The organism is Rufibacter ruber (assembly GCF_014138425.1).
GTDB lineage: Bacteria > Bacteroidota > Bacteroidia > Cytophagales > Hymenobacteraceae > Nibribacter > Nibribacter ruber_C.
In genome coordinates, this window is the sequence record NZ_JACJIQ010000009.1 from 152,911 (window position 1) to 174,499 (window position 21,589).

General features: G+C 52.9%; 19 protein-coding genes. 6 read left to right on the plus strand and 13 right to left on the minus strand.

Going from position 1 to position 21,589, the window contains the following annotated elements; translation table 11 throughout:
• Window positions 1–154: 154 nt before the first annotated feature.
• The 10 genes from FHS90_RS12255 to FHS90_RS12300 all read right to left on the minus strand — a co-directional run bounded on the left by FHS90_RS12255 (window position 155) and on the right by FHS90_RS12300 (window position 12,671).
• A complete protein-coding gene (locus FHS90_RS12255) occupies window positions 155–1,708 on the minus strand; it encodes a GNAT family N-acetyltransferase (RefSeq protein WP_377047721.1) in 1,554 nt (517 codons plus the stop codon).
• A 357-nt stretch (window positions 1,709–2,065) separates the two neighbouring features.
• Window positions 2,066–2,725 carry a 3-oxoacid CoA-transferase subunit B gene (locus tag FHS90_RS12260; protein ID WP_182513264.1) on the minus strand — a complete coding sequence of 220 codons (660 nt, stop codon included), beginning with the start codon at window positions 2,723–2,725 and terminating at the stop codon, window positions 2,066–2,068.
• A 21-nt stretch (window positions 2,726–2,746) separates the two neighbouring features.
• On the minus strand, window positions 2,747–3,442 hold the full coding sequence (locus tag FHS90_RS12265) for a CoA transferase subunit A (protein ID WP_066832111.1): 696 nt from the start codon (window positions 3,440–3,442) through the stop codon (window positions 2,747–2,749).
• Window positions 3,443–3,558: 116 nt separating this feature from the next.
• Window positions 3,559–3,963: a hypothetical protein gene (locus tag FHS90_RS12270; RefSeq protein ID WP_153042612.1), complete on the minus strand. Its 405-nt coding sequence runs from the start codon at window positions 3,961–3,963 to the stop codon at window positions 3,559–3,561.
• 95 nt (window positions 3,964–4,058) lie between these two features.
• Complete coding sequence (locus FHS90_RS12275) at window positions 4,059–4,985, minus strand: bifunctional riboflavin kinase/FAD synthetase (protein WP_182513265.1); 927 nt, start codon at window positions 4,983–4,985, stop codon at window positions 4,059–4,061.
• Window positions 4,963–5,676 (minus strand): tRNA pseudouridine(55) synthase TruB, encoded by a 714-nt coding sequence (gene truB, locus FHS90_RS12280; protein WP_066832104.1) that lies wholly within the window; start codon window positions 5,674–5,676, stop codon window positions 4,963–4,965. The genes FHS90_RS12275 and truB overlap by 23 nt, the downstream gene beginning before the upstream one ends.
• Window positions 5,676–6,518 (minus strand): undecaprenyl-diphosphate phosphatase, encoded by an 843-nt coding sequence (locus tag FHS90_RS12285; RefSeq protein WP_066832102.1) that lies wholly within the window; start codon window positions 6,516–6,518, stop codon window positions 5,676–5,678. Before FHS90_RS12285 ends, truB begins: the two co-directional genes overlap by 1 nt.
• The gene (locus tag FHS90_RS12290) at window positions 6,518–6,739 is read right to left on the minus strand and encodes a DUF3098 domain-containing protein (RefSeq protein WP_066832100.1); all 222 of its coding nucleotides are present in this window, start codon (window positions 6,737–6,739) and stop codon (window positions 6,518–6,520) included. Before FHS90_RS12290 ends, FHS90_RS12285 begins: the two co-directional genes overlap by 1 nt.
• 15 nt (window positions 6,740–6,754) lie before the next feature.
• On the minus strand, window positions 6,755–7,654 hold the full coding sequence (locus FHS90_RS12295) for a cell division protein FtsX (RefSeq protein WP_066832098.1): 900 nt from the start codon (window positions 7,652–7,654) through the stop codon (window positions 6,755–6,757).
• Between the two features lie 439 nt (window positions 7,655–8,093).
• A complete protein-coding gene (locus FHS90_RS12300; RefSeq protein ID WP_446692747.1) occupies window positions 8,094–12,671 on the minus strand; it encodes a translocation/assembly module TamB domain-containing protein in 4,578 nt (1,525 codons plus the stop codon).
• Between the two features lie 6 nt (window positions 12,672–12,677).
• Between FHS90_RS12300 and tsaD the strand changes: the two genes are divergently transcribed.
• Window positions 12,678–13,682, plus strand: a complete 1,005-nt coding sequence (gene tsaD / locus FHS90_RS12305; RefSeq protein ID WP_066832092.1) for a tRNA (adenosine(37)-N6)-threonylcarbamoyltransferase complex transferase subunit TsaD — start codon at window positions 12,678–12,680, stop codon at window positions 13,680–13,682.
• A gap of 647 nt (window positions 13,683–14,329) precedes the next feature.
• On the opposite strand, the gene FHS90_RS12310 is transcribed toward tsaD, so the two are convergent.
• Both FHS90_RS12310 and FHS90_RS12315 read right to left on the minus strand, forming a co-directional pair.
• A complete protein-coding gene (locus FHS90_RS12310; protein ID WP_182513267.1) occupies window positions 14,330–16,045 on the minus strand; it encodes a pyruvate dehydrogenase complex dihydrolipoamide acetyltransferase in 1,716 nt (571 codons plus the stop codon).
• A gap of 137 nt (window positions 16,046–16,182) precedes the next feature.
• Complete coding sequence (locus FHS90_RS12315) at window positions 16,183–16,797, minus strand: histidine phosphatase family protein (protein WP_182513268.1); 615 nt, start codon at window positions 16,795–16,797, stop codon at window positions 16,183–16,185.
• A 50-nt stretch (window positions 16,798–16,847) separates the two neighbouring features.
• On the opposite strand from FHS90_RS12315, the gene FHS90_RS12320 reads away from it, so the two are divergent.
• The 5 genes from FHS90_RS12320 (at window position 16,848) to menD (ending at window position 20,906) form a co-directional block, all read left to right on the plus strand.
• Window positions 16,848–17,273 carry a hotdog fold thioesterase gene (locus FHS90_RS12320; RefSeq protein ID WP_182513269.1) on the plus strand — a complete coding sequence of 142 codons (426 nt, stop codon included), beginning with the start codon at window positions 16,848–16,850 and terminating at the stop codon, window positions 17,271–17,273.
• Between the two features lie 33 nt (window positions 17,274–17,306).
• A complete protein-coding gene (locus FHS90_RS12325; protein ID WP_182513270.1) occupies window positions 17,307–17,543 on the plus strand; it encodes a DUF433 domain-containing protein in 237 nt (78 codons plus the stop codon).
• Window positions 17,540–17,893, plus strand: a complete 354-nt coding sequence (locus FHS90_RS12330) for a DUF5615 family PIN-like protein (protein ID WP_066832079.1) — start codon at window positions 17,540–17,542, stop codon at window positions 17,891–17,893. The genes FHS90_RS12325 and FHS90_RS12330 overlap by 4 nt, the downstream gene beginning before the upstream one ends.
• A gap of 77 nt (window positions 17,894–17,970) precedes the next feature.
• Window positions 17,971–19,197 carry a chorismate-binding protein gene (locus tag FHS90_RS12335; RefSeq protein WP_182513271.1) on the plus strand — a complete coding sequence of 409 codons (1,227 nt, stop codon included), beginning with the start codon at window positions 17,971–17,973 and terminating at the stop codon, window positions 19,195–19,197.
• Entirely contained in the window at window positions 19,194–20,906 is a 1,713-nt protein-coding gene (gene menD, locus FHS90_RS12340) for a 2-succinyl-5-enolpyruvyl-6-hydroxy-3-cyclohexene-1-carboxylic-acid synthase (protein ID WP_182513272.1), read from the plus strand. The genes FHS90_RS12335 and menD overlap by 4 nt, the downstream gene beginning before the upstream one ends.
• Before the next feature lie 135 nt (window positions 20,907–21,041).
• Here the strand turns inward: menD and FHS90_RS12345 are convergent, their stop codons facing one another.
• The gene (locus FHS90_RS12345; RefSeq protein ID WP_182513273.1) at window positions 21,042–21,293 is read right to left on the minus strand and encodes a hypothetical protein; all 252 of its coding nucleotides are present in this window, start codon (window positions 21,291–21,293) and stop codon (window positions 21,042–21,044) included.
• Between the last annotated feature and the right edge of the window lie 296 nt (window positions 21,294–21,589).

The following is a 21,589-nucleotide window of genomic DNA, read 5'->3' on the forward strand; positions in this document are numbered from 1 at the left end:
TAATGCACCAGCACCTAGTTCTTTGTTTTTAAGCTTTACCTGTAATACAAACCCCTCTCCACAAGCTCCCCAACGTCTCCTCTTGCAATGAACCGCTCAGAAACAGGAACGGCTGACCACGTGGCCAGCCGTTCCTGTTTCTGAGCTACTTTCTCTAAATCTCAGTTAAATCATCTTCTTTCTGGTGCAGCCAGCTCAGGTTGTAGAGATCCTTCCGGCGGTCACGCAGGTTACGCACGCTGCCGGTGGTGTTCAGGTCCTTCAGAAGCTCCAGGTCCAGGTCGGCGATCAGGGTCATCTCGGTGTTGGGTGTGGCCTCTGCAATGATGGCATCATGCGGGAAAGCAACGTCTGAGGGCGAAAATACCGCTGATTGGGAGTATTGGATGTCCATGTTCTCTACCCGGGGCAGGTTGCCCACGCTGCCGGTGATAGCCACATAGCATTCGTTTTCAATGGCACGGGCCTGGGCGCAGTGCCGTACCCGCAGGTACGCATTCTTGGTATCTGTCTGGTACGGAACAAACAGGATTTTCATCTCCTGGTCAGACAGCATACGGGCCAGCTCTGGGAACTCTACGTCATAGCAGATCAGAATCCCTATCTTCCCGAAGTCGGTGTCAAATACATTCAGTTTATTTCCGCCGCGCATTCCCCAGTAATGGGCCTCGTCTGGTGTAACGTGCAGCTTGTACTGTTTGTCCCAGGTGCCATCGCGGCGGCAGAGGTAGCTTACATTGTGGAGCTTGTTGTCTATGTACTCCGGCATACTCCCCGCAATGATGTTGATGTTGTACGAGAGGGCCAGGTGAATGAGGCGCTCCCGTATGCCGTCTGTATAATCGGCTAACTTTCTGATGGCCGCAGACGGGGTGGTCTCATCTGTGAGTGCCATGAGCGGGGCATTAAAGAACTCAGGGAACAGCACCATGTCTGCCTTGTAAGAGCTTACCGTGTCCACGAAGAACTCAATCTGCTGCTCAAAATCCTCCAGGGAGTTCATTTGGCGCATCTGCCACTGGATTACCCCAATGCGTACCACTTTCTTGGTGCCGCCTACCAGCGTCTCCTTTTCTTCATAGTACACGTTGATCCATTCCAGCAAGGAGGCATAGGCTTTAGACTCCTTATCCTGGGGCATGTAGCCTTTGATAATCTTCCGTACGTGAAAGCCGTTGCTCAGCTGGAACGTTAAGATAGGGTCATAGATCTCCTTGTTGCGCACCTGCTCAATGTACTTGCCCGGCGTCATCTTGTCAGAATGTTCCTTGTAGCCGGGTATGCGGCCGCCCAGGATGATGCCGCGCAGGTTCAGGTTTTCGCAGAGCTCCTTACGGGCGTCATACAAACGCCGTCCCAGGCGCAGGTTACGGTAGTCTGGGTGCACAAACACATCTACGCCGTACAGGGTGTCGCCGTCTGCGTCATGGGTGTCAAACTTGCCACCGCCCACAATCTGCTCATAGGTGTGCTTGTCGCCGTATTCAGAATAATCAACGATCAAGCTCAAGGCGGCTGCCACCACCCGTCCTTTATCCTCAATACACAGCTGCCCCTCTGGGAAGCGTTTGAGCAGGGAGTTGAATTCTTTTTGGGTCCAGGAGCCGCCCAGGTTGGTGTAGACCATTTCCATGATCTGCTTTACCTCTTTATAATCTGCCTGGGTAAGTTGTCTTAGTATTAATTTGTGTTCAGTTGTCTCACTCATATTGCTGGTTGCTTTTCTTTTCTGTGCCATAGCCAACACAGAAGAGGTGAAAAAGGAGGAAATCTTTATACCCAGCCCCCTCCCAGGATGGTTGCTGCTTTCCGCCGCAAGTTAGAGCTTGTTTAAAGAGTTATTGCACCGGCTTTAAAACAGAAGCAAAAGGTTCTGGCAAAGCCAGGTTCTTCTGGTGCCGTTTTAAAGCGCAAAAGACAATTTTAACATGCTCTAAGCACAAATGTAAGCTGGCACTTTTGTTTTAAGAACAAGTATCTATACGCTGTTTTTGGCCTGTTTTCTGAAAAACAGGTCAAAAACACAAAATTAGAGGTACGGCTTGCGCCGAAGTGGTAACAACTCTCAGGCAATTTTAATTTCAGGAATCTCCCCTTCTACCAGCAAACGGCCTTCAGTGGCGGCCTGAATCTGTTCTACCGTTACGCCCGGAGCCCTCTCCAGAAGCTTAAAGCCATCTGCTGTCACCTCCAGTACGGCCAGATCTGTGACTATTTTCTTAACGCACTGTAAACCGGTGATGGGCAGGGAGCACGTCTTGAGTAGTTTTGACTGACCGTCTTTTGAGGTATGCTGCATGGCTACAATGATGTTCTTGGCAGAGGCCACCAGATCCATGGCACCGCCCATGCCTTTCACCATTTTGCCCGGGATCTTCCAGTTGGCAATGTCTCCGCGTTCAGAGACTTCCATGGCGCCCAGCACGGTCAGCTGCACATGTTCGCCCCTGATCATGGCAAAGCTTTCTGCCGAGCTGAAAAGGGCAGAGCCGGGCAAGGTGGTCACGGTTTGCTTCCCGGCATTGATAAGGTCTGGGTCTACCTCACTGTCAGTAGGGAAGGGGCCCATGCCCAACAGGCCATTCTCACTCTGCAGCACCACATTCATTCCCTCGGGTATATAATTGGCCACTAACGTGGGAATTCCAATCCCCAGGTTCACATAAAACCCGTCTTCCAGTTCCTGGGCTATGCGTTTCGCTATTCCGTGTTTATCTAAAGGCATACTGTTCAAAATGAGTACTAGTTAAGACCGAATGGTACGTTGTTCAATGCGCTTCTCATAGTCCTTCCCCTGGAAAATGCGCTGCACGTAAATGCCGGGGGTATGGATCATGTTGGGGTCCAGCTCGCCCACAGGAACCAGTTCCTCTACTTCGGCAATGGTGATTTTGCCGGCGGCGGCCATCATGGGGTTAAAATTGCGGGCGGTGCCTTTGTAAATAAGGTTGCCGGCCGTGTCTCCTTTCCAGGCCTTGACCAGCGCGAAATCTGCCTTAAGCCAGGTTTCCATGAGATACATTTTGCCGTTGAACTCACGGCTCTCCTTGCCTTCCCCCACCTCAGTGCCATAGCCGGCGGGAGTGAAGAAGGCAGGAATGCCCGCGCCGCCGGCCCTGATGCGCTCGGCCAGCGTTCCCTGCGGGATCAGCTCCACCTCCAGCTCCCCGGAGAGCAGCTGGCGCTCAAACTCGGCATTTTCACCCACGTAGCTGGAGATCATTTTCTTAACCTGCCGTTTCTGCAGCAGCAGCCCAATCCCAAAATCATCTACCCCGGCGTTGTTGGAGATGCACGTAAGGTCTTTCACCCCCAACCGAAGGAGCTCTTGGATGGCGTTCTCAGGAATTCCGCAGAGCCCAAACCCCCCCAGCATGAGGGTGGCGCCAGAAGGGATGTCATGGCAGGCGGCAGCGGCGTCTTGTACTACTTTGTTGATCATGTGACTCTAAGTAGAGATGGAAAGTTATCTTATTTGAAAGGGCAGCTAGGGCCCAGTTTTCTCAGAATGTGCGTTTCAGACCTGTTTTCAGAAAAACAGCCTGAAAACAGAAATACCTATGGAATTCTCCTGGAGGACATCATGCCCCCAAAAAATGCCATGGGCAGGTACACCAGCAAAGAAACAATGCTAAACCAGAGTGGGTGCGGAATCACCAGCAGATTGGCAATTCCTGAAAGCATGAGCAGCAGCCCTACTGCCAGCGCATGTACCACCGGTTTTGCGGGGGCATATCGGGCGCCCACCATACCGCCAAACCAGGAACCGAGGGCGTAGGCCAGCAGCACCAGGAGGAGCGCGCCGGTTGGGGCAGTGGCAAGATAGGAGCCCACTGCCTGCGTGTCATCCAGGGAAAGGTTGCCGGGGGTGGGGTACCACTGGTGCCCAAGGTACTGGACCAGACCAATGGTGAAGACACCTACGGCTGCCCCGCCTAACACAGCGAGTATGCTTTTGAACATAGAACAGGAACGTTAGAACTGACAAACCTAATCTGGGCTGCCTTCTTCCCCTTTCTATCGTGAAAGCCCGTGGTGAAGTTACGGAAAAGACTGAATTATCCTAACAGTTGTAAGGCGGTGGCTTTGTCCTGGTGCAGCTGCCGGACCAGTAGGTCCAGGTTCTCATACTTCTCCTCAGGCCGCATGTAGGCAATAAAGGAGAGGGTGATTTCCTGGCTGTAGAGGTCCCCCTCAAAATCAAAGAGATGGACCTCAATGGTCTGGGAAGTGCCGTTCACGGTAGGGTTGGTACCAATGCTGAGCATGCCTTTGAAGCTGCCTGAAGCTGTTTTTACCATGACGGCGTAGATCCCAATGGCCGGGACCTGTTTCAGCTTGTCCTGGGGTTGCAGGTTGGCGGTGGGGTAGCCCAGGGTTCTGCCTAGTTTTTTCCCTTCCACCACCCGTCCTGAGAGGGTGTAGGGGCGCCCCAGGTAGCGGGCGGCGGTTTCTACATCGCCTTTCTCCAAAGCGGTTCTGATCTTACTGGAGCTCACGCCCACCTCGTCAATATCCTGCCTGGGAATCTCCTCTACCTCAAAGCCGTACCGGCGGGCGTTGGCCTGCAGGTAATCAAACCCGCCTTCCCTGTTTTTCCCGAAGCGGTGGTCATAGCCAATGACCAATTTTTTGGTGTGCAGCGTGTTGATCAGTATCTGCTGGATGTATTCCTCAGACGTGAGCTGTGCAAAATCTCTGGTGAACGGGAGTATCAGGAGATAGTCTACCCCAAACTGTTCCAGCGCCTCTATGCGCTCTTCAATGGTGGAGAGCAGACGCAGGGAGTCATCATGAGGGTTAAGGACCGTGCGCGGATGCGGCCAATACGTTATCACCACGCTCTGCCCGGTGCTTTGGCGGGCACTCTCAGTAAGCCGGGCCAGTATTTTCTGATGGCCCACGTGTACGCCGTCAAAGGTGCCAGAGGTCACCACCGCATGCGCAAGTAAAGGAAATTGGTTAAGCTCCCGGATGACGATCATGCTGGGCAAAAAGTTTATCGCGGAGTTCCTGTACTTGTTCCAGGCTCATGGCCTCTTCTAATTTGTAGTCGCCAATACGGGTGCGCACCAACTCAGATAAGTAAGCGCCGCACCCTAGTTTCCCGCCCAGGTCCCGGGCTAAACTCCTGATGTAGGTTCCTTTGGAGCAAACTACCTTAAACGCAATCTGGTTGCCGTCAACAGAGGTGATGGCAAACTGCTTGATGGTGATGCGCTTTGCTTTGATTTCGGCCTCGCCGCCCTTGCGGGCAATGGTGTAGGCGCGCTGCCCGTTTACTTTTACCGCCGAGTAAATAGGGGGCACCTGATCAATCTCCCCTTCAAACGAAGCCGCCGCTTCTCTGATCATCTGCTCTGTGAGATGGTCTGTGGGGGAGGTAGAGTCGATTTCGGTTTCCAGATCAAAGGAAGGGGTGGTGTGGCCCAGCACCATTTTACCGGTGTATTCCTTCTCCTGTGCCTGAATCTCCTCAATGCGTTTGGTGAATTTGCCAGTGCAGAGAATCAAGAGACCGGTGGCCAGGGGGTCTAACGTGCCGGCGTGGCCAATTTTTTTGATGCGCAGGGTGAACTTGGTTTTCTTCACCACGTCAAAAGACGTCCAGGTGAGGGGTTTGTTGATCAACAGGACCGCCCCTGCCTCAAAATCAAAATTGCGTTCTTCCTGCATTATACTACCTGAATGTCTACCCCAAAGGCCAACAGCATTAAAATCACCAGACCCACTATAATACGGTAGTACCCAAATAGTTTAAATCCGTATTTCGTCAGGAAGCCAACAAAGAATTTGATGGCGGCCATGGCCACAATGAAAGCCACCACATTGCCTATGAGAAGCGCCTGCCATTCCTGGGGGGTAATGGCGTTAAAACCCGCCTCAATTTTGGGGAGGTCAAACGTGAGCAGATCAGATATTTCAAGGTGCAGGAGGTCTGTCACCACTTTGTAACCGGCTGCGGCCAGCATGGTGGGCACTGCCATAAAGAACGAAAACTCGGCGGCCGCTTTTCTGGTCATGTTCTGCGTCATGCCGCCAATGATAGAGGAGGCAGACCTGGAAACCCCGGGAATCATGGCCAGGCACTGAAAAAAGCCTATCACCAGTGCGTTTTTATAACTGGGGGTGGTTACAGGGTTGGTCTTCTCCCTAAACCAGCGGTCAATGAAGATCAGGATGATCCCCCCCAGCACCAGGCTAATGGCCACCACCTCTACACGCTCCAGCATGGCGTCTACCACGTCTTTCAGCACAAAACCAATGGCCAAGGCCGGAACCACCGCTACCAGCAGCTTCTTGTAAAAATCAAAGGAGTTGATGAACCGCTTCCAGTACAGCACCACCACTGAGAGAATAGCCCCAAACTGAATGGTGACGGTAAACATTTTAGTAAACTCAAAGGCGCTGATCCCCATAAGGCTGGAGGCAATCACCATGTGGCCGGTAGAAGAAACCGGCAAAAACTCTGTCAATCCTTCTACAATGGCAAGGATAATGGCTTCCCAGATACTCATTAAGCGTCTTTTCTAGGTTTGGCCAGAATGGCAAAGAATTGAATGATAAACCCAACCACCAGTACAAGGGGGCCAAGCGTAAGGCCCAGGAAACCGTAACCGTAAGGTTCAGAATCAAGGGCCATGATGATAAAGCCAATGGCCATCACCAGCAGACCTAACAGCATGATCTGGTAATTTCTTTTTCCGAAGGAGAAAAGGTTGGTGTTCTTAGTATCCATGGGGTGTTGTTAATCCTAGTATAAATCGTCTAAAGAAGCTCTCAGGTATTTTTTTACTGAGCGGTAAGAGCTGAAAAAGCCCAGTAAACCACCCAGCACCAGCAGGGCCGCCATTAAAATCACCATCTGCCGCTCATCACGCAGCACGTACAGCTCACTTATTTCATGGTACGCATACTGGAGCAGGGCAAACAGCAGCAGGGAGGCCAACAGGCCGCTGATAATTCCCTGAAAAACCGCACGGTTCAGGAACGGCCTCTGAATGAAGAAGGAGGTGGCCCCCACCAGCTGCATGCTCCTGATCAGGAACCGCTGGGAGAACAAAGCCAGTTTGATGGTATTGTTGATGAGAATGATGACCACCAGCACCAGAATGCCCGCAAACGAGAGCAGCACAATGCTCAGGCGTCTCAGGTTCTGGTTAATGGAGTCAATCAGACTTTCTACGTACTCCACCTCATACACGCCCACCGTGTTCTGCAGGTCATGCTTTATTTTCTTGAGCTGGGCCGAGGTGGCAAATTCAGGGTTGATGCGCAAAATGAAGGCATCCCGCAACGGGTTCTCCCCCAGAAAGGTCAAAAAATCCTCCCCACTGTCTTCTATGAATTCACGGGCACCGTCTTCCTTTGAGAAAAACGTTACCTGCGCTTTGCCCTCCTGGTAGGCTATGTATTCTTTGCGGGCCAGCGTCTTTTTCAGCTTCTCTATTTCCAGGGGGGTAAGGTCACGGTCAAGGTACACCTGCACCTCCATATTCTCCTTTACCAGATTAGAGAGTTTACCGGCATGTATAAGCAGTAACCCAAACAAACCAATCACAAACAGCGCCAGCGTAATGCTGAAAATCACCATGGTGTGCGGGTAGTTGCCCAGCTTCTTCTTACGGGTATGTTTTAGCGGTTTTGCTGCCATAGGATGTATGCTCGCAAAAATAGCAATTATTTAGAACAAGACCGGATCCCTGAGCGTTTTTAGCCTGTTTTCAGAAAAATAGGTCAGAAACAGAACCGGGAAGTCCTTCTGCCAAAGCCAGATGTAGATACCGGTTCCTTATAAACGAAGCAAAAGGACTGGTATTACAGCAGGCTGGGAACAGGAGATGGGGCCGAAATCATATTGCCAGGAAGGCCAATGCTACTCTGCCTTACCGAGCCTCCCCTGGCTATTATATAACCTGGCATGGCCCATTTCCCTTGACCGCCCCGAACGCCAAAGCTGCTTTTACCTGCACCGCCTGGCGCTTGCCTCAACTGATCAACATGGTTGTTCGCAGTTCTTCAATTCCTCTTAGAAACCAGCATTCCTGTTTTCGGGCTGTTTTCTGAAAAACAGCCCGAAAACAGGAATGCAATTAATTTGGGTTGATAATTGGTACCCGCTCGTCTTCGTCAATAATCTGGCGGGCAGGTTCCTTGATCTTCTTGGGGAAGATGCTGCGCCAGAGTTCCCCCAGGTTGTCAAAGTTGGCCTGGTGCAGCACACTAATGGTTTGTCTGGTGGCGGTGGTGTTGGCCTCAAAATCCCGCGGGGTGGTCTGGTGGGTGACCCGTAACCGCAGCTGGCCGCTCTTGCTCAGGTAGAACTCACCAGAGAGGTCGCCAATGGCGGTGGTTCTGCCGCTGTTGCCCACCTGGTTGTTGTTGATGCTGCCTTCACGGGTAATGCGCAAACGGCCCTCCAAAAAGGTATAACTGAGGCGTAATTGAATGTCATCCAGCACCTGGTCACCGCTGCCGCTCACCCCAATGTCAACCTCCAGGTTGGGGTCTATCTGGGAAAGCCAGTAGCTGAACTGGTTGGAGAAGAGTTCCCCCACGCTGCTGCCCAAATCGCCCACGGCCACCTGGAATTCGTTCTGCGGCGACAGGCGTTTAAAGGCCAAGAGCGAGAAAACCTGCCGGTTTAGTTCCTGTTCGTCATTCCTGATGGTGTTCAGGTAGTTGGTGATCTGGTCTTCCAGCAGACTGGGAGTGTCATTGAACTCCAGGTTCAGCCTGATCTGCGGCGTGGTGAGGGGGCCGTCCAGGTCCATGACCGCCGTTACCGGATACCGGCCCCGGGTAATCCCAGACTGTGTTTGGGCAGATCCCAAGGCCAGAATTGGTTCTAACGACACCCGCTGGGTGTAGGTGGCCGTGATGTTGAGCAGACCTTCCAGTGGGTCTCCGTTCCAGGTCACGGTTCCCCCCGGCCTTATGTTGAATTCTTTGTTCACCAGCCCCAGCAGGGTGAAGTTGTACCGGCCCTGTATGATCTCATAGGTGCCGTACATGGAGAACTCACCGCGGGTATCAATGTCCATCCTGATATTCCCCCTTCCGCGGCCGCGGATGATGTCTTCTGTTTTTTCATCAAAGATGAGTTCCAGGTAGGCGTTTTCATCAATGTCTAGGTTAAAGTTGAGCCTGATGCCTGAGAGATCAAGGCCTTTCTTCTCTGGAGCAACCCCGGTAGCGGCGGCTGTGTCTCTGAGGGCCGGGTTGGTATTGATGAAACTGATAAAGTTCTGCTGCTCCAGTGAGGTGGCGTTGTCTAACGGAATAGAGATTTGGGTGTCTTTCTCACTTTTAGCCTTGATGTCTACCCGCATGTTTGAAGTGGGCCCCAACACGGTGACCTCTCCCGTGGCAAAGGCGGTACCAAAGTACATGGGGTTGTCTTCGCGGGTGGTGTTCAGTACCATGAAGCGGGTGAAGTTGGCTTTCAGATCCAGCACCATGTTGCTGAAGCCGTCATGGAAGACCCCGCCATTCAGAATGGCCGTGTTGTTGTAAATGTCCCGCAGCCGTACATTCCGGAAGGAGATGTCGTTCTCACTGAAGTAGACGCGGTCTGAGAACGTGTACTTGGTTTTGAGGTAGTTGAATACAAAAGAACCGTCTGTCACCATCACAGAACCTTTCAGGATTGGCCCGGAGAGTTTCCCAGAAATCCTAACTCTGCCCGCCATGGTACCGCTCATATCTGTCATGATGGTTTTAAGCAGGGGCTCCACAATTTTAATCTGGGCGTCATCCATGACCGCCATAAGATCCAGTTCCTGCGCCCCCCCGTCTGGGTTGTAGGTACCGGTGAGGGACAGCACTTTCTGGTTGTCGCGGCTAATTCCCACGTCTACATTCAGGAGTTCCCGGGTATTGTCCCAGGCGGTGGTGCCGGTAACGTTTCCTATCAGAAGATTGTCAACCATGAAAGAATCTACCGTCATGCGCGAAGACATGATGATGTTCTGGTAGAGGTCTCTGAGGAGCAGCTCCCCGTTCAGGCGACCGTTGATCTTGTCTGGCAGCAAAGGGTTCAGGTTTTCGAGCTGGAAATCCTGGATAGCAACGGTCAGCAGCTGCTGCGGATTTCTGGAGACCGCCCCGGTGAGGGTGATGCTTTGGGGCCCGTTTGAGAAGATGATGTTGTTGAAGTTGATGTCACTGTCTTCAAACACAATGGTGTTGTTGGGGGAGATGGTCCAGACGCGGTCCAGCACATTGATGTTGGAGCGGTTAAAGACAATCTGAATATCATCCTGGTGAAACGCCACATTTCCGCTGATGTTGGCGCGGTTGGTGGTGCCGGTTTGGGCAATGTTGCTGGAGAAACTGATCAAGCGGTCATTCCACACCCCTTCTACGTACAGGTTTTCTGTGTCACCGGCACCTTTCAGCCTCTGCCGTTCTGATGTCACCACCGCGTTGGCCAATACATCTGCACTGTTCCAAAGCTTAGACGAAGTGAAATCTACCCGGTTCTTGTAGAACTGGTTTTTGCCGTAGTACACCGTGTCAACCGTGCCCACCAGGGAGAGGATGGCGGTTGGCCCGTTTCTGAAGGAGCCTTCCATGTGGGTGAAGTCTGAAAGGGAAACCTCAGGGGCGAAGGCGTGCAGCAAGGGGTTCACCCTCCTGAAAAGCACATCCAGTTCCACCTCATACGGCGCGGGCGGTGTAGCCGGTTTGCGGCGGTAGTAATTGGCCAGGGCCACCGGGTCATTCCTGAAGTTCAGCCGGTACTCTTCATAGAGGGTCTTGAGGTCTGCAAAGAGGGTACTGTATTGAAAATCCCCCCCCGCCCGCAAGGCCAGCAGCTCTGAGCCTACATGCAGTTCCCTGATGCCGTCATGGAAATGGGAGACCACCTCCAGAGAGTCAATGGCCACTTTCTGGTCCTGGTAGCTCAGGAACGTGTTTTCAAAGGTGGCGGTACCGCTTATTTCATCCAGTTTCACACCGGTAAAGTCTACCTTTGCGTCTGTTTCCAGGTAGATCTGTTGATCAGTGAGCCCTAATGTTTTCAGGTTGGCGCGTTTCAACTGCACGCTCAGGTTAAAAATCTGGTTGTTGTTCTGCAGGTTGATCTTGCCATGGGCGGTGAGGGCAATGTTTGGGTCCTTAATGCTCAAATCACCGTTGAAGGTCTCCCGGCTCAGGTCTGCGTCTACTACAATGTTACGGTAGTTGTAGTTGTAGAGGTCAATGGCATTGATAGTGGCATCCAATTGCAGGTGAGCGGTTTCAAAGGAGAATCCGCTGCCTTTCACTCTGCCGTCTAGCGCCACCCGTCTAATGATGCTTCTGTCCCCAATGAGGCCACCAACGTCAAACCCGCCGGTCTTTACATACCCGCTGTAAGAGGAGTGGTTGGCGTTCTGCTTGTCAAACTTCAGGTTGATGTCAGACTGCAGATTTCCCAGCGGCGTCTTAAATGCCCCGTTGGCTACAAAGTCATTGTAGAAACCGGTAAAGTCTCCCTCCAGTTGAATGGTGCCCGCCCGTGCGGCTATGTCATAGGCGGGTTGCGGAATATACCGTTTCAGGTCACGGGCATTGAGGGTGCTGCCCTCCAGGTGCAGGTCAGCAAAGGTGTTCCTGAAATCTGGGAGGCCATCTGCACTTATATCTCCTTTGATATGGGTGTTTTTTCCGTATCTGATGTCAACGTTCTGAGCTCTGAAGCTGTTGGTTTTGCCTTTTACATTACCAGAGAGCAGGACCTTCTCGTCCCAGTCTTTGAGCACTTCGGCAAACATGGAGATGTCATCTGAGGTGACATAGGTGCTGTCAAAGTTGGCGGTGACTTCTATGCTGTCATTGAAGTGCACAAAATTACCGAAGCGCCGGTAATCAAACCGTACAAAGTTGGCCAGATGGCTGTTGTTCACCCGCAGGTTCAGTTTGCCCCATTCCCAGAAGGTGGGGGCGTAAACCATGCGGGTATCCAGTTCTTTGAGGAAGGTGCCGGAGCGCTTGTCCTGGGTGGTGAGGTTGGTGATTTGGCCGTACAAAGTGTCACCTTTGATATCCAGTTCAGAGAACCTGCCACTGATCCGTTCCAGGTCCAGATGGTCATAGTCCACTCCATAGTCAGAAAAAGGCTCATTGTAGTCATGGTAAGTGAAATGACCGTTTTTGAGCACCAGTTCATCAATCTTGAACTTGAACGGGTTCTTGGCCTGGGCGGTGTCTGTGGTTATGAGCTTGCCCAGGGAGCGGATGAACGTGCTCATGTTGAGCGAGTCAGAACCTTTGTACTGGATCAGGTTGGCCTCTGGTTGGGTGAGGGTGAGCGAGGAAATATAAAGGCTGTCTGGGGAGAAAGGGTTGAAGTGGCCAATGTCTGCCTCCAGTTCCCCCACATAGAAAAGGGTTTTCTTCTGGCGGTCCAGCACGCGTACCTTGTTCAGTACCACGCTCTTGAAGAACCTAATGTCAACCCCGCCAATAGTCACCTGGTGGTCAATGATTTCAGAGATGATTTCAGCGGCTTTTTGGGCCACCCGGGTCTGGACACTAGGAATCCGGAGGGCCATGAAGAGCACGCCCACCAGTACCATCACAAAGATTAGCGTGCCCAGAATTATTTTTAACAGAGCTTTTGCTATAACTTGCGGATAGTTTTTCTTTTTTTCTTGCGTCTCTTCTTGGTTTGGCGTCTCCAACGGATTATGAACCCTACAATATTAGCGATAGAATCATCTTGTGATGAGACCTCGGCGTCTGTCATTCAAAACGGCCATGTGCTGTCAAACATTGTGGCCACGCAGGCAATACATGAGCAATACGGTGGGGTAGTGCCAGAGTTAGCCTCCAGGGCACACCAGCAGAACATTATTCCCGTAGTTGCACAGGCCCTGCAAAAAGCAAATATAGCAAAATCAGAGTTAGATGCGGTGGCATTTACCCGCGGCCCGGGTTTGCTGGGGGCGCTTTTGGTGGGTTGCTCGTTTGCCAAATCTTTCGCGCTGGGTCTGGAGATCCCTTTGATAGAGGTGAACCACATGAAAGCGCATATCCTGGCGCATTTTATTGAAGCCCCCCGGCCAGCATTCCCGTTTCTCTGCCTCACCGTGAGCGGCGGACACACCCAGATTGTGCTGGTGCGAAGCCATCTGGACATGCAGGTGCTGGGCCAGACCACAGATGACGCCGTGGGCGAAGCCTTTGACAAATCTGCCAAACTGCTGGGGCTGCCGTACCCGGGCGGCCCGCTGCTAGACAAAAAAGCGGCGGCTGGAGACCCAAACCGTTTTCAGTTCCCCATTGTGAACATGGAGGGCTATGACTTCTCCTTCAGTGGCATCAAGACTTCCATCCTGAATTTTGTAAAAAAGAATTCTGCCGCTGACCCAGAGTTTGTTCAGCATAACCTGGCCGACATTTGCGCCAGCATCCAAAGCGCCTTGATCCAGACACTGATGAAGAAACTGGTGCTGGCGGCCAAGGAGCAAGGCATAAAAGAAATTGCCATTGCCGGCGGTGTCTCTGCCAATTCTGGGTTAAGGGCCACCTTGCAAGACTACTCTAAACGGTACGGCTGGAACGTTTACCTGCCTGCTTTCCAATATTGCACAGACAACGCCGCCATGATTGCCATGGCCGCCCATTACCAATTCCTGGCCGGAGACTTCACTGACCAGTACGCCAGCCCAGACCCAAGGCTGAAAGTATAAGGCATGTTCCTGTTTCTGGCTTGTTTTTAGGAAAACAGCCCGAAAACAGGAACAGCGGCGTTCCTTCCCCTTCAGGGAAAGGGGAGGAGGAGGGTAAGTCCGTTGCTTTTAGAATAGTAAAGGCCAAGCAGAGAAAAGTCACGGAAGTAACTTCCGCGCCATAGAAAAGATTGCGTCTATGCTCAGTCTAATCTGGCGCGAGTCTCCAGACTCGTGCCGATGGGTGGTTGGAGTCTCCAGACTCCTGTTATCACAAATTCCCAACTCTTGGTTCCCGGCGAGTCTGGAGACTCGCAGCACGGGTAGGTACGAGCTGCAAGGTCGCGCCAGCGCATTTATTCTTAACCATCAACAATGCGCAACAGCCATTTCAAAAAGACCTCGTAGCGTCCGGAGGACCTGCGAGCGTCTGGGCCAACTTCTAACCCAATCCTGAAAATTCACCTAATCCCGAAAATCCTGCTTCTGGCAATTGGAACCACCCTCATCCTACCCTTCTCCCAGCGGGAGAAGGGACACCGCTATTTGCGTTTTTAGCCTGTTTTTCAGAAAACAGGCCTAAAACAGCAAGAGCCGAAGGATTTCTCCCTCGGCTCTTGCTGATTTATAGTCCGACTAACAACGAAGAACAAACAACTAGCAACTAATTACACCAGCATGGTCACCGGGTTCTCCAGGAACGCTTTCAGGGTCTGCAGGAACGCAGAACCTACGGCGCCGTCTACCACGCGGTGGTCGCACGATAAAGTTACCTTCATCACATTGCCAATCTGGATCTGACCGTTTTTCACTACTGGCGTCTGCTTGATTCCGCCTACGGCTAAGATACAAGCGTCTGGCGGGTTGATGATGGCAGTGAATTCCTCAATGCCGAACATGCCCAGGTTAGAGATGGTGAACGTGCTGCCTTCCCAGTCGCTTGGCTGGAGTTTCTTAGACTTGGCTTTGCCACCCAGCTCTTTTACTTCGGCAGAGATGGTAGAAAGTGATTTCTGGTCAGCGTTGCGAACCACCGGTACCAACAGGCCTTCTTCCACGGCTACGGCCACGCCAATGTTCACCACATTGTTGTAGCGAATCTTGTCGCCTAACCACGAAGAGTTCACGGCTGGGTGTTTTTTCAGGGCAGCGGCGGCGGCTTTGATGACCATGTCGTTGAATGATACTTTCACCGGAGACACCTCGTTCATGGCGGTGCGCGCTTCCATGGCCTTGTCCATGTCAATTTCCATGGTGAGGTAGAAGTGCGGCGCGGTGAACAAGCTCTCTGACAGACGGCGGGCAATTACCTTGCGCATCTGTGAAACCGGAACCTCAGAGAACGCTTCACCAGACTGAGCCGGAGCGGCTTGCGCAGCCGGGGCTGCAGCTTGCGGTTGGGCAGCTTTAGGAGCGGCGGCGCCAGGGGTGAAGTTCTCCACGTCACGCAGCACAATACGGCCGTTCTCGCCAGAGCCTTTTACCTGAGCTAAGCTGATGCCTTTTTCCTGGGCCACTTTCTTCGCCAGCGGCGAGGCTAAAATACGGCCTTGGTTTTCTGAACCAGCGGGAGCACCTGAACCTTGGCTTGGAACCTGGCCACCGGCGGCTTGGTTTACACCGTCACCAGATTGGGTTTGGGCATCGGTTTTATGGTTTTCGGCGCGGGTGACTTCTTCAATAGAACCAGACAGAACATTGGCTCCTTTGTCTTCGGCTTTGCCGCCACCGTTCAATAAGGCCTGGTAATCTGCCCCGGCTTCACCAATGATGCAGAGCACACCGTCTACGGCCACTGAGGCACCGGCCTCTACGCCAATGTACAGCAGGGTTCCGTCTTCATAAGATTCCAGCTCCATGGTGGCTTTGTCGGTTTCCACCTCGGCCAGCAGGTCTCCGGATTTTACTTTGTCGCCCACTTTCTTGTGCCACGCCACAATGGTACCTTCCTGCATGGTGTCGCTCATTTTGGGCATTTTCACCAGTTCAGCGTTCACTTTAGCGGCAGGCGCCGATGGTGCGGCGGCAGGGGCGGCTTCCTGCTTAGCTTCGGCTTTAGGGGCCTCGGCTGGTTGAGGGGCTTCAGCAGCGGGGGCAGGGGCGCCGCCGCCGTTCACTTCGGCCAACAGGCCGGAAATATCTTCGCCTTGCTTGCCAATGATGGCCAGCACGCCGTCAACGGGCACCGACTCGCCGTCTTTGGGCCCGATGTATAACAAGGTTCCGTCTTCGTAAGACTCCAGTTCCATGGTGGCTTTGTCGGTTTCCACCTCGGCAAGAACGTCCCCAGATTTCACAGAATCACCAACTTTCTTCAACCATGAGGCAATGACCCCTTCGGTCATGGTGTCGCTCATCTTGGGCATTCTAATGATTTCGGCCATAGTATTTGCTCAGTTTTAAGGCTTCAAAAATAGAGGCAAAAATGCTCTAATACAAATATGGTGGTAAGAGAATGTAAAGTCGTTTTTGAGCTATTTTCAGAAAAACAGGCCGAAAACGGAAAAGTTGTTCCTGAAACTCAGCCCAGATGTGAGACATCGTCAAACTTCTCCACCCAGAACATGGTGCCGGTGTGGTTCAGCTCATAGAGGCAGAGGTTGTGGTGGGTGAAGCGGTCCATCTGGTGCAGCGGGTAGTGCAGGAGCCACGCCAGCAATACCCGCATGGCACGGCCGTGCATGCAGATGAGAATGGTTTGTTCCTCGGGCCGTGACAGAATCAATTCCATCACCGGTTTCTGCCGCTCGGCCACCTGTTCCGGGCTTTCGCCGCCCTCAATGGGCAGGTGGGTTTCGCCCTGGTTCCAGCGCTCCAGCATCTCATAGTAATAGGCGTCCTCCTCAGGGGTGATTCTGGTGCCCTCCCGGTGGCCCCAGCAAATTTCGTTCAGACCGGCGTGCTGCTCAAACGGAATGCCCAAGTCAATGAATGGCTGCACACTCTGTACGCTGCGCTGCAGCGCCGAGGTGTAGATTTTATCGAATTTCACGTGCTGGTACGCCTGGAAGAATTTTTCAGCTTGCCAGCGGCCGGTTTCATTGAGGGAACTGTCTACGCCGCTGCCTTGCACAATCCCTTGTAGGTTGAGGTCGGTTTGGCCGTGCCGAATGAGGTATATTTTTTTGAGGCTCAATTTTACGCTAATTTGCGGCCCAAGATATGCCATTATTCCCAATACTACCCATGAAAAAACGCCGCGAGGTCACCCTGGAGCAACTCAACGCCTGGAACAAGAATACGTTAGGAGAGCACTTGGGGATGGAATACACTGAAATTGGCGATGATTATTTAATTGGCCGCATGCCCGTTGACCACCGCACGCACCAACCCATGGGCCTGTTGCACGGCGGCGCCTCAGTGGCCCTGGCCGAAACACTGGGGAGTGTAGCTGCCACCATGTTCCTGGATTTGGAGAAGCAGTACTGCGTGGGGCTGGAAATCAACGCCAACCACATCAAGAGTGTGCGTAGCGGGTTTGTCTATGGCAAGGCCACGGCCGTGCATGTGGGGCGCAAGACCCAGGTCTGGGAAATACGTATTACCTCAGAGGCCGGCGATTTGGTGTGTATTAGCCGCATTACCATGGCCGTTTTGGATAGAGTGAAATAGATTTATGCGTTGCACCATTATTAAGCCTAGCTCATGCAGGAAGAACTGATTAACCGCATTACCATTGACCCGGAAATCTGCCACGGCAAGCCTACCATCAGGGGATTGCGCTACCCCGTGGAGAACATGCTGGAACTCTTGGCCGCAGGCATGACCATTGAAGAACTATTGGAAGATTACCCAGATTTGGAGCGTGAAGATTTTCTGGCGTGTCTGCAGTACGCCGCTAAAGTGTTGCAGGTGAAGGGCGTGTACCGCATTGCCTCATGAAGTTTTTGGTAGATGCTCAGCTGCCTAAAAGCCTTTCTGAGTTCTTTAAGAATCAAGGAGTTGATTCTGTGCATACGCTGGATTTACCCGAAAAGAATGCTACAAAAGACGGCTTGATTGCCCGTTTGGCAAAAGAGCAGGAGCGAATTGTCATCACCAAAGACACCGATTTTCTCAAATCCTATATCATTAAGAAAGAGCCACCAAAGCTACTCCTTTTGAAAACAGGGAACCTAAAGAACCAAGGACTGCTGGCTTTATTTGAGAAGAATCTTGCGTTGCTGCAGAGATTATTAAAACACCATGATTTAGTGGAAATGACCCGTGATGAAATTATTGTACATCAGTAAATAGATGCCGTAGAAACTAAAAATTTCAAAGCGCCTGTGCCCAACAAAACGGGCAGCAGAGCCAACCTTAACATTCCATGCCCGACGATATTTCTTCCTCAATCCACCAATCCACTGCCGGCCTTTCGCCGCAGGAGATTTCTTTTTCATTGTTTAAAGCTGCCGCTCAAACTGAACTCCCCACTGCTCTCTGGCGACTGCCCAATACGCCACACGTACAGGCACTGGTGGCCAAGGAAACGACGCATTCTTTGCCGCCGCTGGAAGGCCCGGCCAAAGGATTTGCTTTCCACCCGTTCCAGGTTTCCCCTACGTCTCCTATTAATTTCCTGCCCGCAGATATCTATTACTGCGGCAAAGCCGATGAAAAAGTAGAAGTCAACGCCGAAGAGTTAATGGAGCGTTTTCGGGCTGTTTTCTCGAAAACAGGCCAAAAACAGGAAATCCGGTCGCTCCAGAACTGGCCGCAGCACCCGGCGGGCCCGGTTTCCGCCATTAGGCGAGATGCGTTTGAGCAGACGGTGGCCACGGCGGTGAGTGCCATGCAGGCGGGCTGTCTGGAGAAGGTGGTGCTGTCCAGAACCAAAACGCTGCCGCTGTTTGAGGGGTTTGACCTGTTGCAGACCTTTGACCACCTCACCCAACTGTACCCCACGGCTTTCGTCTCGCTGGTGGCCATTCCGGGTGTGGGCACATGGCTGGGCGCTACGCCCGAGGTTTTGGTGCAGATAGACCGCCACCGCGTCTTCAGAACGGTGGCCCTGGCCGGAACCCAACCCATTACCGACGGCCTCACGCCCGCCGATGCCATCTGGCGGCAGAAAGAGATTGAGGAGCAGGCGCTGGTGCAGCGCTACATCATCAGCTGTTTCAAGCACCTCCGGCTGCGCGAATACGTGGAGGCGGGGCCCAGAACCATAGCCGCCGGGAACCTGCTGCACCTCAAAACCGAGTACAGCGCGGCCATGGATGAAGTCGGGTTCCAGCATCTGGGTACGCAGATGCTGGAGTTGTTGCACCCTACCTCCGCCGTGGGCGGAATGCCCAAAGCTGCCGCCTTGAAAATGATAAACGAACTGGAGCAGCATGACCGCCGGTACTACAGCGGGTTTCTGGGTCCGGTACAGCTGGGGCAGGAGACCAACCTGTTTGTGAACCTGCGCTGTGCGGAAGTGGGCCAGGATACCGTGACCGCCTACGCCGGCGCCGGCATGACCGCCGACTCCAACCCCGCCAAAGAATGGCAGGAAACCGAACTCAAAATGCAGACCGTGCTGCGCCTTTTCCAAGCCTCTGAATCATGATTCTACAAGCCGTCATTGACATAGCCGAAATCTGCGCCCGCAAAGGCGTGCAGGACGTGGTGCTTTCGCCAGGATCCAGGTGCGCGCCGTTGACTTTGGCCTTCGCCCGCCACCCGCAACTGCGGGTGCGCACCGTGCCAGATGAACGCAGCGCCGCCTTCATTGGCTTGGGCATCGCGCAACAGACGGGCAAACCGGTGGTGCTGGTCTGCACCTCTGGCACTGCCGCCTACAACTACGCGCCCGCCGTGGCCGAGGCTTTCTACCAGAACATTCCGCTGTTGGTGCTCACCGCTGATAGACCGCCCGAGTGGATTGACCAGCTGGACGGCCAAACCATCCGGCAGAGCCACATCTACGGCGGCCACGTGAAGCGCAGCCTGGATTTCCCGGTAGATACGTCGCACGCAGATTCCCAATGGCACGCCAACCGTTTAATCAATGAAGCCTTTAACGAAGCCACCGCTTTTCCGGAAGGTCCCGTGCATCTCAATATTCCGCTGCGCGAACCTTTTTACCCCGAGGAAGGGGAGGTGTTCGCGTTTTCCAGTGATGTGAAAATCATAGAGGAACTGCCTTCTGCTTTCGGCCTGCCGGCCGAGGTTTGGCAACAGTTGGCAACTGAATTGAAAACATACAAGCGCGTGCTGGTGGTGGCCGGGCAAGGCAGGAAAGACGATGCGCTGCACGCCGTCATCCAGAACTTCTGCCGCGCCACCGGAGCTGTGTTTGTGGCAGACACCATCAGCAACCAGCAAGCCGATGGCGAAACCATCAACTACCATGACGTGTTTCTGGGAGCCAAACACCTTCAAACCGAGGAGGCGCTCAAGCCAGATTTACTCATTACGTTCCATAAATCACTTATCTCCAAGAACCTGAAACTGTTCTTGCGCCAGCAGCAGGGAATGGCCCATTGGCACGTGCAACCGGCGGGCATGGTAGCCGATACCTTCCAGAAACTCACCCGCATTATCCGGACGCAGCCGCAGACGTTTTTTGAGCAGTTGACGCAGCAGGAAACAGGGTTGCAAGTAACTCCCGCGTTTACCCAAGCCTGGCATGAACTGAACGCTACCGCGAAGTCGGTTTTGGCGCGTTTTCAGGAAAACAGCCCATTTTCAGAGTTCAACGCGTGTTACCAGGTGTTGCGGAATCTGCCTCAGAACAGTCTTTTGCACCTGGCCAACAGCATGAGCGTGCGCTACGCCAACCTCATCGGCGTGGCCGAAAACCCAGGCGTGGAGGTCTTTGCCAACCGCGGCACCAGCGGCATTGACGGCAGCACCAGTACCGCGGTTGGCTCGGCGTTGAGCACCGACAAACTGGTGACGCTGGTGACGGGAGACATGGCGTTTCTGTATGACCGCAACGCGCTCTGGCATAATGACCTTCCGCAGAACCTGCGCATTGTTGTGCTCAACAACCACGGCGGCGGCATCTTTAGAATGATTGAAGGACCCAGAAGTCAGCCTGAGTTACGGCCCTTCTTTGAGACCGAGCAACGCCAAACCGCCCAGAAAACCGCCGAAGACATGGGGCTGGGTTATTTGAAAGTGACAGACTCGGTTTCACTGCAAGAAGCTTTGACCGGTTTCTTTGACCCATCGGCGGGGCCGCAACTCTTAGAGCTAGAAACCAGCAGCCCGGAGAACTACGAGATTTTTGCGGAGTACCGGAAAGCGGTACAGGGAATAAAGCTGGGATAAAGGTGATTTCCGTTTTCGGCCTCTTTTCCAGAAATGAGGGCAAAAACAGAAACCGTTTCACTAGGTTTTTCAACTATGGCGCGGAAGTCACTTCCTAACCGTAAGTCACGGAAGTAACTTCCGCGCCATATTCTGCTAAACGCTCTTCCGGATTTGTAATCCGGAAGCAAATAACTGGGGGATTTGTAATCCCCGTCTCGGCACTTTTGAACAGCACGCGCCGCGGATTGCAAATCCGCAGGTAATCAAATTCGGGATTGCAAATCCCGAATAGCGCAGAATAGCGGAGACAAAAGCAGATAATTGCGCTTTGGAGCATGACTTTTCCCCTTGTTCCTTCTGGAAGAATCTTGGCAGCAAACGGTAGTAGCGTTCAATAAATGACATCTAGTTCGCCCACCAGTTCCTTTCAGGAGGACAAAAGAAAGAGGGAAGGCGTGGTGAATGTTCAGAAATAGAATTGAAGCGCAGGATGAACGAACGGTGCACTACTTTCAAGGAACTGTTCCCCTGATTCCCGTTTTTGGCCTCGTTTTCAGAAATGAGGCCGAAAACAGAAATGCCCAGCTGCTGGTTTCAAGTTACGAAATGACCAATGCGTTCAATACCTTTGCGCCGGGGCGGCGGAAAACCGTTCGGTTTCGTACGTTCCTCAGAAGAACCAACTGTTAAATTTCGGGCGG

Coding starts and splice junctions, on each gene's coding strand:
- FHS90_RS12270 (WP_153042612.1), bottom strand. CDS start 3,963: ATGTTCAAAAGCATACTCGCTGTGTTAGGCGGGGCAGCCGTAGGTGTC.
- menD (WP_182513272.1), top strand. CDS start 19,194: ATGATTCTACAAGCCGTCATTGACATAGCCGAAATCTGCGCCCGCAAA.
- FHS90_RS12285 (WP_066832102.1), bottom strand. CDS start 6,518: ATGAGTATCTGGGAAGCCATTATCCTTGCCATTGTAGAAGGATTGACA.
- FHS90_RS12335 (WP_182513271.1), top strand. CDS start 17,971: ATGCCCGACGATATTTCTTCCTCAATCCACCAATCCACTGCCGGCCTT.
- FHS90_RS12255 (WP_377047721.1), bottom strand. CDS start 1,708: ATGAGTGAGACAACTGAACACAAATTAATACTAAGACAACTTACCCAG.
- FHS90_RS12345 (WP_182513273.1), bottom strand. CDS start 21,293: ATGTCATTTATTGAACGCTACTACCGTTTGCTGCCAAGATTCTTCCAG.
- truB (WP_066832104.1), bottom strand. CDS start 5,676: ATGCAGGAAGAACGCAATTTTGATTTTGAGGCAGGGGCGGTCCTGTTG.
- FHS90_RS12310 (WP_182513267.1), bottom strand. CDS start 16,045: ATGGCCGAAATCATTAGAATGCCCAAGATGAGCGACACCATGACCGAA.
- FHS90_RS12320 (WP_182513269.1), top strand. CDS start 16,848: ATGAAAAAACGCCGCGAGGTCACCCTGGAGCAACTCAACGCCTGGAAC.
- FHS90_RS12275 (WP_182513265.1), bottom strand. CDS start 4,985: ATGATCGTCATCCGGGAGCTTAACCAATTTCCTTTACTTGCGCATGCG.
- FHS90_RS12325 (WP_182513270.1), top strand. CDS start 17,307: ATGCAGGAAGAACTGATTAACCGCATTACCATTGACCCGGAAATCTGC.
- FHS90_RS12330 (WP_066832079.1), top strand. CDS start 17,540: ATGAAGTTTTTGGTAGATGCTCAGCTGCCTAAAAGCCTTTCTGAGTTC.
- FHS90_RS12295 (WP_066832098.1), bottom strand. CDS start 7,654: ATGGCAGCAAAACCGCTAAAACATACCCGTAAGAAGAAGCTGGGCAAC.
- tsaD (WP_066832092.1), top strand. CDS start 12,678: ATGAACCCTACAATATTAGCGATAGAATCATCTTGTGATGAGACCTCG.
- FHS90_RS12260 (WP_182513264.1), bottom strand. CDS start 2,725: ATGCCTTTAGATAAACACGGAATAGCGAAACGCATAGCCCAGGAACTG.
- FHS90_RS12290 (WP_066832100.1), bottom strand. CDS start 6,739: ATGGATACTAAGAACACCAACCTTTTCTCCTTCGGAAAAAGAAATTAC.
- FHS90_RS12265 (WP_066832111.1), bottom strand. CDS start 3,442: ATGATCAACAAAGTAGTACAAGACGCCGCTGCCGCCTGCCATGACATC.